Origin of the sequence: Lactobacillus delbrueckii subsp. jakobsenii ZN7a-9 = DSM 26046 (assembly GCF_001888925.1) — a bacterium.
Classification (GTDB): Bacteria; Bacillota; Bacilli; order Lactobacillales; family Lactobacillaceae; genus Lactobacillus; species Lactobacillus delbrueckii.
In genome coordinates, this window is record NZ_CP018218.1 from 861,850 (window position 1) to 876,462 (window position 14,613).

The following is a 14,613-nucleotide window of genomic DNA, read 5'->3' on the forward strand; positions in this document are numbered from 1 at the left end:
ATGGAATTTAATAAGCAGACCCCAATCATCGTTCGTGCCTTTCACTATGACCTGCTCGATGAGCCAGAAGAAAAGAACGAAGTCAACGTGGCCATCCGCCAGGTTGTCGCTACGGGCGAAGACGGCGTTGAAGATGCCGGCGAGGCAGGCGGCTACTACGAAGTAGCCGTTGTCTACGACGTTACGCCAGACGAAGACAACATCATCGAAATCAGCGGGGTCAACACCCAAGTCGTTCAGCTTCTGGGCTACCACGGCGACGGCCAGGACCTGGACCAGGAAACCTACCGTTTGCTCAGCCGGCCGCTGGTTGAATACATCGAAACCTTGACTTACGAAGTTAGCCAGGTTGCCTTGGATGAACCGATCAACTTGGACTTTGAACCTAATTTCTAAGGATTGAGCAGGTGAAGAAATGCCTCGAAAGAAAAGGCAGGCTAATCGTAAAAACAAAAATAAAAAGAAAACAGAAGAATCTTTGAGCTGGGTGGTTACCGGGATCGTCTTGATCCTGGTAGCCATTTTGGCGTTATTACGCTTTGGCTGGTTGGGCAAGGAACTGGCCAATCTTTTGCGGCTCTTGATTGGGGACAGTTATCTTTTAGGCGGAGCCTTCCTGGCCATTTTGGGCCTGGTCATGCTGATTTACGGGCAGCCGCCCCGCTTTGGCTTTAAGCGGACAAGCGGCTTGACTTTGGCTTACCTGGGCCTTTTGTACATTTTGGCCAGCCGCTTTTTCAATGTCAGAAGCGTCCACAGCGAATTTTTGCCCGCCTTCAAGAACGTGATCTTTGAAGAACTGGCCCGGGCCAATGTCACCGTCAGCGTCGGCGGGGGCTGGATCGGGAGCTTCCTGTACGGGATCTTCTACCAGCTTTTAGGCCAGATTGGTGGCCTGTGCCTGGCTGTTTTGAACATAATCAGCGGGATCTTGATGTTCTTTGACGTCAAATTCCGCTCCCTGGTCGCTGCTTTTCAAAAAATCAGCCGCTCCTTTATCCGGCAAAGCAAGGATGGAGCCGGCCAGCTAAAGGAAAAGTACTCTGAATACAGGGAGCAGCAAAAAAAAGATCCCAACAACCGGGAGAAGCTGACCGACTCTTGGCGGGATAGCGAAGAAGTCAAGCCGGAGAAAAAAACAAGGCAAGAGAAGGCAGAGAAGCAGGCAGCCAAGCCTTCCCTGCCGGAAATCCAGGTGGCAGAGCAGCACCCTGACCCGCCGGTCACTCATTCACTGGAACTGGATGACCCGCCCAAGCCCCGCAGCCAGGCTGAAGATGACCAGAAGATGATTTTGGCTGACCAGCGGGTTGACCATGGTCTGGACAAGAGCACGGTCAGCTATGATGACAACTACCAGTTCCCGCCCCTGTCTCTGTTAAAGGCCGTTCAGGCCAGTGACCAGTCCAGCGACAAGGATAAAATCAAGCAGAACACGGCTATTTTGGAGGAAACCTTCAAGAGCTTCGGGGTGGAAGTCAATGTTAAAAAGGCTATCTTAGGCCCGACCATCACCCGCTACGAAGTCCAGCCAGCCGTCGGGGTCAAGGTCTCCCGGATTGTCAACCTGGCCGATGACTTAGCCCTGGCCATGGCGGCCAAGGACATCAGAATTGAAGCCCCGATTCCGGGCAAGCCTTATATCGGGATTGAAGTGCCTAACCAGAAGGCCCAGTCCGTGGCTTTTAAAGATGCCATGGAGCACCAGGACCAAAAGGCCAAGGACCATCCTTTGATGGTGCCTTTGGGCAAGGACGTGACCGGGCAGATCATCAGCGCTGACTTGACCAAGATGCCCCACCTGCTGGTGGCCGGGTCAACTGGGTCCGGTAAGTCCGTGGCCATCAACACGATCTTGACCAGCATCTTGATGAAGGCCCGGCCGGATGAAGTCAAGCTCGTTTTGATCGACCCGAAGATGGTCGAATTGTCAGTCTACAGCGGGGTTCCGCACTTGATGATCCCGGTTGTCACTGACTCCCGCCTGGCTTCCAAGGCCCTGAAAAAAGTCGTCGACGAAATGGAGCGGCGCTACAAGCTTTTTGCTGCCGGCAGCGTCCGCAATATGGGCGAATACAACCGCAAGGTGGCTGAGAACAATAAGGATACCAGCCGGCCGGTAATGGAGCCTTTGCCTTATATTCTGGTCGTTGTTGACGAATTGAGCGACTTGATGATGGTCGGCGGCCACGACGTGGAAAACTCCATCGTCCGCCTGGGCCAGATGGCCCGGGCCGCCGGCATCCACATGATCCTGGCTACCCAAAGGCCGAGCGTGGACGTCATCACCGGTTTGATCAAGGCCAATGTGCCGTCAAGAATTTCCTTTGCCGTTTCCAGCGGGGTCGACTCCCGGACTATTTTGGACCAGGTCGGCGCTGAAAAGCTGCTGGGCAGGGGGGATATGCTCTACCTGCCGATCGGGGCCTCCAAGCCTGACCGGATTCAAGGGGCCTACATCGATGTCGATGAGGTCGAAGCCGTCGTTGATTGGGTCAAGGGCCAGCAAAGCGCTGAATACGATGAGAAAATGATTCCCCAGGCCGGGGATGATGACGAAAGCAGCGATGACGACGTTGACGACGAGTACTACCAGCAGGCAGTGGACCTGGTCCGCCGCCAGCAGTCAGCCAGCACCTCCATGCTGCAGCGGCGGTTCAGAATCGGCTACAACCGGGCTGCCCGCCTGATTGACGAGCTGGAGGAGCACGGGGTAGTCGGCCCGCCGGAAGGCTCCAAGCCGCGCAAGGTGCTTTTGCCGCCTGAAGGACAAGAAGAATAAAAATAATGAACGAAGAAAATATCAGCATTCAAAGCAATCAAAAATTTACCAGCGGCAACCTGGGCCTGTTCGTCCGCCTGCCGCTGACCAAGCACAACATGTCTATGGCCAGCCTGCTCTGCCGCATGCAGATGAACGAAAGCGAACTCTTTCCGGATCCCGGCCTCCAGCAGGTCGAATTGCAGCAGCGCTACTCCTTCCAGTTTGAAGCAGTCGTGCAGCTTTTTGGCAAGGAAATGGTCATTTCTTACCTGGCCAATTTCGTTGAGCCCCAGGAAATCCTGGACCCGGACTACAACTACCGGCAGATAGCAGAAACTTTTGCTGGCCTGGCCACCCGGCCCTTGATTACGCCCAGCTCTGTCCAGCTGGCCCAAAGACAGCTGGAAGAAGAATACCAGGAGCTCATGGCTGAGCCGAGCAACGCGGCTTTAAGCGCCTTTTTCAACAACTGGTACGCGGACCAGCCAGATTACGCGGCCAGCTTCATCGGCTCGATTGAAGATATTACGAAAGCGACCAGCCAAGAAGTCCGCCGCTTTGCCGATGCCATCAAGACCCAGGCCAGCTGCGTATTTGGCCATGTCTATGATGCCCGCCAGGTTAAGCGCCTTTTGCAAAAGAAGCTGCAAGAAGAAGGCTGGCCGGGCCTGGCCTTGGACTTTGGCAGCCGGGACTTATTGATTTCGGCCCCGGACTTGCGGATTGAGAAAACAGACGAGCAAGGCAAGCAGCAGGCCCAGCTTTTCCTGGGCTATGCCTACAAGGGCCAGCCCAGCCTGCAGGATTTGGCCACGGGGACGGTCTTGCGCCAATACTTGACCGGAGACCAGTCCTCCCGGCTCTTCAGCAAGGTCAGGGAGGAAAACGGGGCGGCTTACGCGGTGGAAAGCAACTGGTATGCTGACAATGCCCTCTTCTTGGTCAACGCCGGCCTGGATCCGGACAAGTTGGACTTAGCCCGGCAGATCATCGGCAAGGAGATGCAGATGGTGGCTGACGGCCGGATCGATCCGGGCCTGCTCAAGCAGAGCCGGCAGGCGCTGGCCAACCGCCACTTGCTCAACCAGGACCATGCCAGCTGGCTTTTAGCCAAAGACCTCCGCTACAAGCTTCATGCCGACTACGAGGACTTTGATATGATGGCCGCGGTCAGCCGGGTGACCAGCGGCCGGCTGGCTGACTTTGCCCAAAAGCTGTATCTGAATGAAAGCTATGTATTAAAATGATCAAACCAGAAATTATCAGAAAAGATTTTCCTTCCGGCTTCAAGGCCCAGGTGATCCGGCGCAAGGGTTTTAACCAGCGCTTTTTCGGCATTATCGTCGATTTCGGCAGCGCTGATCCCCAGCCCGTGCCCGGCCTGGCCCACTTTTTGGAGCACAAGCTTTTTGCTGCGGAAGAAGGCGACTTGTCCCTGGAATTTGAAAAAATGGGGGCCAGCGTCAATGCCTTTACCTCTTTCAATGAAACCATGTATTACGCCAGCGGGGTCAAGAATGTTGGCCCCATGATCGACCTGCTCTTCAAGCTGGTTGGCCAGCCCTACTTTACCGATGAGAATGTGGCCAAGGAAATCCCCATCATCCAGCAGGAATTAGCCATGTACCAGGATGAGCCTGACTGGATCCTAGGCGACCGGCTCCTGCGGGGCATCTATGGTGACTGCAATTTGGCCATCGACGTGGCCGGGACCAAGGAATCGATTGCCAGCGTGACTAAGGAAAAGCTCCAGGCTGCTTATGATGAAAACTACGTGGCCGCTCGCATGTCCTTTGTTGCCTGCGGGGACTTTACCGACAACCAGGTCAAGACCATTCTTAGACAGGCCATGAAATTGTCAGACCAATACCTGCGCCCGGGCAAGCCGCAAAAAGAAGCGGACTTGGTGCCCTTTTTGCCAAGCGGGCAGGACTGGAACCTGATCGGCGGGGAAGTGCCCCTGTTTATGGCGGCTATCCCTTTGCCAAACTTTAAGAAAGTTTTAGCAAGTCGGGATATGAGTCAAATTTTGCTGGAAATCATGCTAGAATCAAAGCTAGGTGCCGCCAGCCACTGGTTTGCCAGCGCCAGACAAGCCGGCCTGGTCAGCCAGCCACTCCAGATCAGCGTAACTTATACCCGGCAGGGGGCCTACGCGGCCTTGCTGGGGATGAGCCCGGAAGCAGAAGAGCTGCTGGACCAGATCAAGGCAGAACTGGCGCCAGACAAGCTTTTTTCCAAAAAGCAGGAAATGGAAATGCGCCAGCTCTTTGAGATTCACAAAAGAAGCTGGCTGGCCCAAACCGTGCGCAGCCTGGACAATTTGTCGGGTTTTGCCGTGGAGATGGCTGAAGAAAGCCTGGGTGAGGAAGACTTGTTTGCCAATGTTGAGCAGATGCAGGCCATGAATTTTGCCGACTACCGGGCCTACTGCCAGGAGCTTTTCAAGGGCGCCAGCATCAACACGGCCCGCCTGCTTGAGGAGGATGACCAATGAAGCGAGCACTGATTTTCGGGGCAACCGGCGGCATTGGCCAGGCCATTGCGGCCCGCCTGGCTGAGTCTGGCTGGTCCATGTACCTGCACTGCAACCGCAACTGGGAAGAGGCCATCGCTTTGGCCAGGACTCTGGCGGAAAAGCATTCCTTGCAGGATTTCATGCCGATCAAGCTGAACTTTTTAGCAGGCGACGACCAGCTCAAGAATTTTGCCAGCAGTCTTTTGCCCGTCAACGCGGTCGTTTTTGCCCAAGGGATCACCAACTATGACTTCCTGGGCAGCCAGAGTTCCCAGGTCATTGACCAGATCATCAAGGTCAATTTGGAGAACCCGATCAAGCTGACCAAGCTTTTGGAAAGCCAGCTTTTAAAGCAAGAGCACAGCCGGATCGTCTACCTGGGCTCAGTTTACGGGGGCCAGGGCAGCGCCATGGAAGCAGTCTACAGCGCGACTAAAGGCGGGATCAGCCGCTTTGCGCAGGCCTATGCCCGGGAAGTTGCCGCCAGCCGCTTCACGGTTAATGTCGTTGCCCCAGGGGCGGTCAACACGGCCATGAATGCCATGTTTTCCCCGGAAACCTTAAAAGAGCTGGCAGAAGAAATTCCGGCCGGCCACCTGGCCAAGCCCAAGGAAATTGCCTACTGGGTTGACTGTCTGCTTAACCCTGAGAGCGACTACCTGACCGGGCAAACGATTTATGTCAGTGGCGGCTGGCTGGAATAGGGCGACACATCCGCGGCTATTGTGCTATAATTTATAAACGAACTTTAAAGTGATTGAAGAGGTTAATAATGTCAGGCATTGGAGAACAACTACGTAAGGCAAGAGAGGCCAAGGGCCTTTCAATTTCTGATATTGAGAAGGCTACGAAGATCCAGAGCCGCTACCTGGAAGCAATCGAAAACAACGATTTCGACAAGCTGCCAGGCGACTTTTACGTCCGGGCTTTCATCCGCCAGTACGCGCAAATCGTCGGCTTGGACGGTAAGGAATTGCTGAGCCAGTACCAAGGCGAAGTTGCAAATGAAGTCACGAGCGAAGTCAGCCAGCCGGCAGCAAGCAGTCCGGCTCAAGAAGTTCATGAGGAAGCTCATGAAGAAGCAGCTCCAGTAGAGCCAGCCAGAATCAGTGCCAGCCGGCCAGCCAAGCGGGAAGCTGCCGAGAAAGCTCCTAAGGACGCCAAGTGGCGCAAGCTTGTGCCCCGCTTGGCCCTGGGCTGCGGGATCGCCCTTTTGCTTTTGATCGGGGGGATGGTCTTTGCCAACATGAAGAAGACCGGGTCAAGCAGCCAGAAAGAAAATGCTGGCTCCAGCGTCACGATTACTTCCAAGAAGTCTTCCAGCAAGAAGAGCTCATCAGCTTCTTCTTCATCCAAGAAAAAGAAGACCAGCTCAATCAAGGTTGCTTCACTTGGCGGCTCAAGCTACCGGGTAACTGGCATCAAGTCCAGCACGCCATTGGTAGTCCGGTCAAGCAAGCAAAGCATCTACTACTACGTTTCCGTTGACAACGTGATCACCAACCAGGGGACCCTGCAAAGCGGTGAAAAGCACACGGAAACTGTCAAGAAGGGGCAAACTTTGATCGTTTACCTGGGGACTGATACTGGCGTGACTGTAACTGTTGGCGGCAAGAAGATTCCGTTCACTCCAATCAACGGCACGACCCGTTTGACTATCTACCTGGGTGACAGCTCTGCTTCAGCAAGCAGCTCCGCGGCAAGCCGCACGACTAGCACCAACACTAACACCAATACCAGCACGAGCTACAGCAGCCGGGCAAGTTCCAGCGTGCAAAGCTCAGCTTCCAGCCGGCCAGCAGCTTCCAGCTCCAGCGTTCGATCAAGCTCACAGGCTTCATCCAGCGCTGCCCCAAGCAGCCGGGCATCATCTGCTCCATCATCTGCCACTTCCAGCAGCAAGCAATAAGAGAAGAATGATCATTAATTCTTAAAAGTGAGGAATTTAAAGCAATGAATTTACCAAATAAACTGACTGTTTTCCGAATCTTTTTGATTCCTGTCTTCATGATCCTGCTGATCGCCCAATGGCCAGCCGGCTCATTCACCCTGGCAGGGACTGAAATTCTGTGGAGCCGGGTGGTGGCCATGATCGTCTTTGCCGTTGCTTCCGCAACCGACTGGTTTGACGGCCACATCGCTCGCTCCCGGGGACTGGTAACCAACTTTGGTAAGTTTGCTGACCCGCTGGCGGACAAGATGCTGACCATGACGGCCTTCATCTTCATGGTTGCATTGAATCTGGCTCCAGCCTGGGTTGTAGCCATCATCGTCTGCCGGGAACTGGCTGTGACCGGCCTGCGCCTGATCGTGGTCGAAAACAACGGCAAGGTCATGGCGGCTGCCATGCCTGGCAAGATCAAGACCACCTGCCAGATGCTGTCAATCATCTTCCTGCTCTTTGGCGACATCTTCCACCTGGGCACCATCCTGCTCTACCTGGCTCTGATCTTCACGATCTACTCCGGCTACGACTACTTCCATTCTTCATGGGATGTCTTCAAGGGTTCAATGTAAGCATTTAGAAAATCACTATTCTTTAAAAATGAGTATCAGCAAGGTACTCATTTTTTTGTTTTTTAAGTCAGATTGGGGAAAAAAGGGCTTTTTTCTTGTACTAGTAAGTGGAGAGGAAATAATTTGAACGTTAGTTCGGATTTTTCTTGCTTTTTACCAGGCCTTCAAAGTATAATGTTTATTAGTAAGTTTCCAGGAGGGAAAAAATTGGCTAAAGATGAAAAACAAGCGGCTCTTGAAGCGGCTTTAAAGAAAATTGAAAAGAACTTCGGTAAAGGCGCGGTCATGCGGATGGGCGAGAAGGTCGACACCCAGATCTCGACTGTTCCGTCAGGCTCACTGGCCCTGGACGCGGCCTTGGGCGTGGGCGGCTACCCGCGGGGCCGGATCGTGGAAATCTACGGGCCGGAATCTTCCGGTAAGACGACCGTTGCCCTGCACGCCGTAGCTGAAGTGCAGAAGCGGGGCGGCACGGCGGCCTACATCGACGCGGAAAACGCCATGGACCCGGCTTACGCTGAAGCCTTGGGCGTGGACATCGACCAATTGATCCTGTCTCAGCCAAACACTGGGGAAGAAGGACTGCAAATCGCGGACACCTTGATCTCCAGCGGGGCCATCGACATTGTCGTGGTCGACTCCGTTGCCGCCCTGGTGCCGCGGGCCGAAATCGAAGGTGAAATGGGTGACTCCCACGTCGGTCTCCAGGCCCGCCTGATGAGCCAGGCCTTGCGCAAGCTCTCCGGGACGATTGCCAAGACCAAGACCATTGCCATCTTCATCAACCAGATCCGGGAAAAGGTCGGCGTCATGTTTGGTAATCCCGAAACCACCCCAGGTGGTCGGGCGCTGAAGTTCTACTCAACCATCCGGCTGGAAGTCCGCCGGGCGGAACAGATCAAGCAGTCCACCAACGTTATCGGTAACCGGGTCAAGATCAAAGTGGTCAAGAACAAGGTTGCTCCGCCATTTAAGGTAGCTGAAGTCGACATCATGTACGGGCAGGGGATCTCCCAGTCCGGCGAACTGCTGGACATGGCTGCTGACCAGGACATCGTCGACAAGGCCGGGGCCTGGTACTCCTACCACGGTGAAAAGATCGGCCAGGGCCGGGAAAACGCCAAGCAGTACCTGGAGGAACACCCGGACGTTTCCGAGGACATCCAGACCCAGGTCCGCAAGGCTTACGGAATCGATGCTGAATCTCTGGAAGAAAAGGAAAATCCGGAGAAGGTCAAGGAACAGCGGGCTAAGAAGGCAGCTCCTGGCGAAGAGAAGCCAGCAGAGCCGGCAAGTCCGGAAAAGACTGATAAGTAGGTAGTTTTTGGCCAATAAAAAGATTGCCAGCAGAGGCCTGGCAATCTTTTTTGTTTCCGCAAATGCAGCTAAGGAATTGACTTGACCAAAAATGTAACATATGATTAGTAATGTGTGAATAATTCTAAATACAAAGGCGACGTAACTCATGATGAATAATACTATATTTCTTCTCGCAACAGTCGCTGTAATTTTTCTTATTTCACTTGTCGTGGGATGCCTGATTGGTTATGCCATCCGGAAGAATGCCTGGGAAACCAAGGCGGAAAACGCCCGGCAGAGCGCGGAGGCAATTTTGGCCAAGGCGAAAGCCGAAGTCGAAGCAGCCAAGGCTGAGGTCCAGGCGCAGAAGCAGGCCGCTGAAGCCGTTAAGCGGGATGCTGAAACGGAGAAGAAGGCCAAGATCCTGGAAGCCCAGGAAGAAATCAGGGATTACCGGCAGAAGGTTGAAGACGAGCTGAACAGGCGCCGCGCAGAAGCGGCCCGAAAGGAAAACCGCCTTCAGCAGAAAGAAGATGCCCTGGATCACCGCAGCAGCCTGCTCGATGACCGGGAGAAACAACTCACACAAAGGAAAGACCAAATCAAAAAGCAGGAAGAAAAAGCCGCTGGTTTGCTGGAAGAAGCGCACGGGCTGGTCGAGAAGCAGAATGACAAGCTGCTGGAAATCTCCCACTTAGACGAAGAAGAGGCCAAGAAGATTGTCCTGGCCCAGGTCTCCGACCACCTGACCAAGGAGAAGGCGGAGCTGATTCGGGCTAACGAGGAAGAAATCAGTGCCAGAGCCGACCGCTTTGCCCACCAAATCATCGTGGATGCCATCCAGAGCAGCGCGGCGGATACGGTCGCGGAAACGACCGTGTCAGTCGTGGACCTGCCAAACGATGACATGAAGGGGCGGATCATCGGCCGCGAAGGCCGGAACATCCGCTCTTTTGAAGCCATGACTGGGGTAGACTTGATCATTGACGATACGCCAAAGACGGTCACCTTGAGCGGTTTTGACTCCATCAGACGGGAAGTTGCCAAGCGGGCCCTGCAGAAACTGATCAAGGACGGGCGGATTCATCCGGCCCGGATCGAAGAGATGGTTGACAAGGCGCGCAAGGAAGTCAACGACGATATTTACGAGGCTGGTGAAAGTGCCTTGATGGAACTGGGCATCCACCGGATGAACCCGGAACTGGTCAAGATCCTGGGCCGGCTGAAGTACCGGACTTCCTATGGCCAGAACGTGCTGGCGCACTCGATTGAAGTCGGGAAGCTGGCCGGGACCATGGCAGCTGAACTTGGTTTGGATGAAAAATTAGCGGTTCGCGCGGGATTATTACACGATATTGGCAAGGCAATCGACCATGATATCGAAGGCTCCCACGTAGAAATCGGTGTTGAATTGACCCGGAAATACCATGAACCGGACCTGGTGGTCAACGCGATCGCTGCCCACCACGGTGACGTGCCGAAGCTCTCCTTCATCGCTGACCTGGTCGTGGCGGCGGACACGATTTCCTCCGCCCGGCCTGGGGCAAGAAGCGAAAGCTTGGAGAACTACATCCGCCGTTTGACGGAACTGGAAGACATTGCTGGCAGCTATGACGGCGTCAAGCAGGCATATGCCATCCAGGCCGGCCGGGAAGTCCGCGTAATGGTTGAGCCAGGCAAGATCTCAGATGATGAGACCACGGTTTTGGCCCATGAAATCCGGGACAGGGTCGAGAAAGAACTCGATTACCCGGGCAATATCAAGATCACCGTAATACGGGAGAAACGTGCCGTGGCAGTTGCCAAATAAAGCAGAAAGTCCAGATTGAATTCTGGACTTTTTTGTTAGCATTTGGCAAATCGCCTCAAAGCCCGGTATAATTAACTCAACTAGACTCAGAAAGCGGAATTTCATGTTTAAGATTATCGTTGACCTTTTTTTACTGGTGATCATCCAAGTAGCGATCACGCCTTTCATCCGGCGCCTGGCCTTTGTCCTGGGGGCGGTGGACAATCCTAACGCCCGCCGGGTCAACAAGAAACCCATGCCGACTATCGGAGGACTGGGGATTTTCGTGACTTACAATATCGGGACCTTCATCTTGCTCAGAGAGCAGTTTCCGACCCACGAGCTCTTTGCCCTTTTGCTGGCGTCTAGCGTGATCGTCTTGACCGGGATGATCGATGATATTTTAGAACTCAAGCCCGGGCAAAAAATGGGCGGGATCTTCATCGCGGCCATGATTACCTACTTTTTGGCCGAAATCCGGATGACCGAGCTGAATATTCCTTTTACCGGCCAGACCATCAATTTGCCCTGGTATCTCAGCCTGCCAATTACCATCTTCTGGATCCTGGCCTTGACCAACGCGGTCAACTTGATTGACGGCTTAGACGGCCTGGCGGCCGGTGTGTCCTGCATCTCGCTTTTGACCATGGGGATTGTCGGCTACTTCTTCTTGCGTAACCAGGGCCTGTACGTGCCGATCGCCTGCCTTATGCTGGCGGCCTGCCTCCTGGGCTTTTTGCCTTACAACTTCAACCCGGCCAAGATCTTTTTAGGGGATACCGGGGCCCTCTACCTGGGCTTCATGATCTCGGTTTTAGCCTTAAAGGGCTTGAAGAACGTGACCTTTATTTCTTTGCTGGTACCGGTGATCATCTTGGGCGTGCCGATCTCTGATACGGTCTATGCCATGATCCGCCGCAAGCTGAACAAGAAGCCGATTTCCCAAGCGGACAAGCACCACCTCCACCACCAGCTGATGAACTTTGGCCTGACCCAAAGGCAGACGGTACTGCTGATTTACGCCCTGTCCTTGATCTTCTCCTTCGTGTCCATGCTTTTCCTCTTGTCGCCGATCTGGGCCATGGCCCTCTTGCTGGTCGGCCTCTTGATCGCCGTTGAGCTCTTCGTGGAATCGATCGGCCTTTTAGGGGAAAAATACAAGCCCCTCAGCCACTTGATTAACCGCCTGGTTTTACATAGCACTCACACTAAGGAGCCGGACGTTGAAGTCTGGCATCAAGGCGAGGCCAAGCCCCGGAAGTGGCAGGAGCGGTCCAAGGGAGGGCACAAGCCTGCTGAGAAAAATAGCGGTAAAAAACAATAAAGCTGAACAGACAAAACATACTAACCTAGTGTTGGATGATTACTCGACGGAGTAGTCGTTCAACACTTTTTCTTTTACTATGTAAAGTGGAGATGAAGCCAATGCCGTTCTTTTTCTGGACACACGATGTCGTAGGCAAAACGGGCAGCTTCACCATTCAATTGTGAATCTTGTCTAAGTATGTTGGCTGTTAAAGTCCTGTTGAGAAAATTAGATCTGATTGGATTAGGTGGAGGTAGCTCATCTCCGAGTAAAGCGGAGGTTTATTCTTATGGATTTATTGAAAACTGTTTTCGGTATTGATGTTAGCAGCCGAAAGTCTAACGTATGCATTATGGTCAATGGCCAAAAAGTTAATGACTATGCCATCTCCAACGATATGGTAGGCTTCAATCAGCTGCTAGGTGACCTTAAGCAGGTTACTAACCCACAGATTATCTTTGAAGCAACTGGCGTCTATTCCAGAAGACTCCAGGCATTCTTGGACATGCACGAATTGCGCTATGTCATGATGAATCCGCTAGAAGCCAAAAGAAAGACAAAGGATGACCTGCACCAGAACAAGACCGATAAGCTTGATGCCTTGTACCTTGCCAAGCTGCAATCTGAGCACCCGCAGCGGCTGGCCTACGTTCAAAGCGAAGAATATCAAGAATTGATGGCCAATAACCGTATCTACGAGCAGGCTTCGCACGATCTGATAACCAACAGGAATAGACTGCACAAAGCCATTCAGCTCACTTTCCCAGAGATTGAGCACTTAATGGTTAATCCGAGAGGGAAAAACTACTGGAGTATTGTCCTCAGATTCCCACACCCAGATATCGTACTAGAAACAAAAGAAGCCGATATCATCGACTTCTTAAAGGGCTTAACCGGTATTGGTAAAAAACGCGCTAACGACATAGCGCAAAGTCTTATTCGGTTGGCTAAAGTCGCATGCCCAGCTGTCAAAAAGAACAGTGCTCATATTCGTGGCCTCAAAATGGCTATTAACAACATTCTGAGCGCTGAAGAAGAGTGCCAGACTGCTTTACAGGAGATGGCTAAGCTGGCTCCTAAACGGGATCTGGAGATCCTCACAAGCATTCCAGGCATCGGCAAAAACACTGCTCTAAGAATCATTAGTGAGCTTGGAGATATCAGACGTTTTAACAACCCTAGCCAATTAAATGCCTTCGTTGGTGTTGATCCTCAAGTTTATGAATCTGACAATCTCACGGCCCACCTGTCAATTTCAAAGCGTGGGACAGCTATTGGCAGAAAGGTGCTGTACTTGGCCATAAACCAAATTCAGTCGGCTAAGAAAGTGGGAAACCCTTGCCATATTGCGGATTATTACGAGAAACGAAAACGGTCTTCTGAGACTGCAAGTCACAAGAAGGCCGCTATCGCATCGATCCATAAATTATTACGGACGATCTTCGCTTTAATTAAGAATGATCAATTGTATAGCTATGACGTAGCCAAACATAACCAAAGACTTTTGTCATAAAAATTGATCCAATAGATATTATAACAGCCTCTTTTTTGAAATTACAGAAGGTGGCTGTATTTATCATGCCCTAAATCAGATATTTAACTCGATTCTTCGGGAACCATTTCCCGATTAGGCCCTTATTTCAAAATAAAATTGCCTAAAATCGTTGATAACACTTGACTTAGAGTAGAAAAGAAAATGACCAAGCAGAAATGCTTGGTCATTTTTGGTTAGAATCTTTTTTCTCCGCTTTTAACGGGAATTTCGTTATAGCGCTGGTCCCCCTTGATCAGGTTGGGTTCACCGTTTAAGAGCTCGGTTAGATCGCTGATAAAGGGGTCAATCTGGCCCAGGTCCAGGTAGATGGAAATGGTGATGTTTACGCCATATTCAGTGCCGGCAACGAAGACCTCTTTTTCCTTAAGGAAGTGGTCGACCTTGTCATAGCGGTTGTAGGGGATCGTAAAAATCAATTCCTGCTGCTTAACCCGCTTGACGATGCCGATGGCTTCAGCTGCCTCGCTGACGCTGGAAGAGTATGCCCGGATGAGGCCGCCGGCCCCTAATTTGATTCCGCCGAAATACCGGGTCACGACGACGGCGACATTCTTCAGGCCCATTAATTGCAGGGTCTTTAATTCCGACACCCCGGCCGTACCGGCTGGTTCGCCGTTGTCGCTGCTTTTGACCCGGTCGTCATTAATGCCCAAGGTATAGGCATAGGTGTTGTGGGTGGCGTCATGGTACTTTTTGCTGGTCGCGGCAATAAAGTCCCGGGCCTCTTCCTCATCCTGGACCCGGGCAAGAGTCGCGATGAAGCGGCTCTTCTTGATGACCAGCTCATGCTGGCCGTTTTCTTTGATTGTTAAAAAATCTGCTTCTTTTGACAAAAAATCATCCCTTTTTGGTGTATTAGTTAGTG

At 52.6% G+C, this 14,613-nt stretch carries 12 protein-coding genes; 11 read left to right on the forward strand and 1 reads right to left on the reverse strand.

The window, feature by feature from the left end:
• The 11 genes from LJ046_RS04485 (at position 1) to LJ046_RS04535 (ending at position 13,706) form a co-directional block, all read left to right on the forward strand.
• Positions 1-396: a DUF1149 family protein gene (locus tag LJ046_RS04485; protein WP_002877037.1), complete on the forward strand. Its 396-nt coding sequence runs from the start codon at positions 1-3 to the stop codon at positions 394-396.
• A gap of 19 nt (positions 397-415) precedes the next feature.
• Positions 416-2,782, forward strand: coding sequence for a DNA translocase FtsK (locus LJ046_RS04490; protein WP_035176435.1), 2,367 nt, complete (start codon positions 416-418; stop codon positions 2,780-2,782).
• Positions 2,783-2,787: 5 nt separating this feature from the next.
• Positions 2,788-4,011, forward strand: a complete 1,224-nt coding sequence (locus tag LJ046_RS04495) for a M16 family metallopeptidase (protein WP_002877028.1) — start codon at positions 2,788-2,790, stop codon at positions 4,009-4,011.
• The gene (locus tag LJ046_RS04500) at positions 4,008-5,261 is read left to right on the forward strand and encodes a M16 family metallopeptidase (protein WP_002877025.1); all 1,254 of its coding nucleotides are present in this window, start codon (positions 4,008-4,010) and stop codon (positions 5,259-5,261) included. The genes LJ046_RS04495 and LJ046_RS04500 overlap by 4 nt, the downstream gene beginning before the upstream one ends.
• Positions 5,258-5,986, forward strand: coding sequence for an elongation factor P 5-aminopentanone reductase (gene ymfI, locus LJ046_RS04505; RefSeq protein ID WP_002877024.1), 729 nt, complete (start codon positions 5,258-5,260; stop codon positions 5,984-5,986). Before LJ046_RS04500 ends, ymfI begins: the two co-directional genes overlap by 4 nt.
• Positions 5,987-6,054: 68 nt before the next feature.
• Positions 6,055-7,191 carry a helix-turn-helix domain-containing protein gene (locus LJ046_RS04510; protein ID WP_002877020.1) on the forward strand — a complete coding sequence of 379 codons (1,137 nt, stop codon included), beginning with the start codon at positions 6,055-6,057 and terminating at the stop codon, positions 7,189-7,191.
• A 44-nt stretch (positions 7,192-7,235) separates the two neighbouring features.
• Entirely contained in the window at positions 7,236-7,799 is a 564-nt protein-coding gene (pgsA, locus tag LJ046_RS04515) for a CDP-diacylglycerol--glycerol-3-phosphate 3-phosphatidyltransferase (RefSeq protein WP_002877019.1), read from the forward strand.
• Positions 7,800-8,006: 207 nt separating this feature from the next.
• Entirely contained in the window at positions 8,007-9,116 is a 1,110-nt protein-coding gene (recA, locus tag LJ046_RS04520; protein WP_002877009.1) for a recombinase RecA, read from the forward strand.
• Between the two features lie 148 nt (positions 9,117-9,264).
• Entirely contained in the window at positions 9,265-10,908 is a 1,644-nt protein-coding gene (rny, locus tag LJ046_RS04525) for a ribonuclease Y (RefSeq protein WP_003617251.1), read from the forward strand.
• A gap of 103 nt (positions 10,909-11,011) precedes the next feature.
• Positions 11,012-12,211: a glycosyltransferase family 4 protein gene (locus LJ046_RS04530; RefSeq protein WP_002877003.1), complete on the forward strand. Its 1,200-nt coding sequence runs from the start codon at positions 11,012-11,014 to the stop codon at positions 12,209-12,211.
• Positions 12,212-12,482: 271 nt separating this feature from the next.
• Complete coding sequence (locus LJ046_RS04535; protein WP_072557707.1) at positions 12,483-13,706, forward strand: IS110 family RNA-guided transposase; 1,224 nt, start codon at positions 12,483-12,485, stop codon at positions 13,704-13,706.
• A 215-nt stretch (positions 13,707-13,921) separates the two neighbouring features.
• Here LJ046_RS04535 and LJ046_RS04540 read toward each other — a convergent pair whose 3' ends face one another.
• Positions 13,922-14,581 (reverse strand): YigZ family protein, encoded by a 660-nt coding sequence (locus LJ046_RS04540; protein WP_002879953.1) that lies wholly within the window; start codon positions 14,579-14,581, stop codon positions 13,922-13,924.
• Positions 14,582-14,613 lie beyond the last annotated feature (32 nt).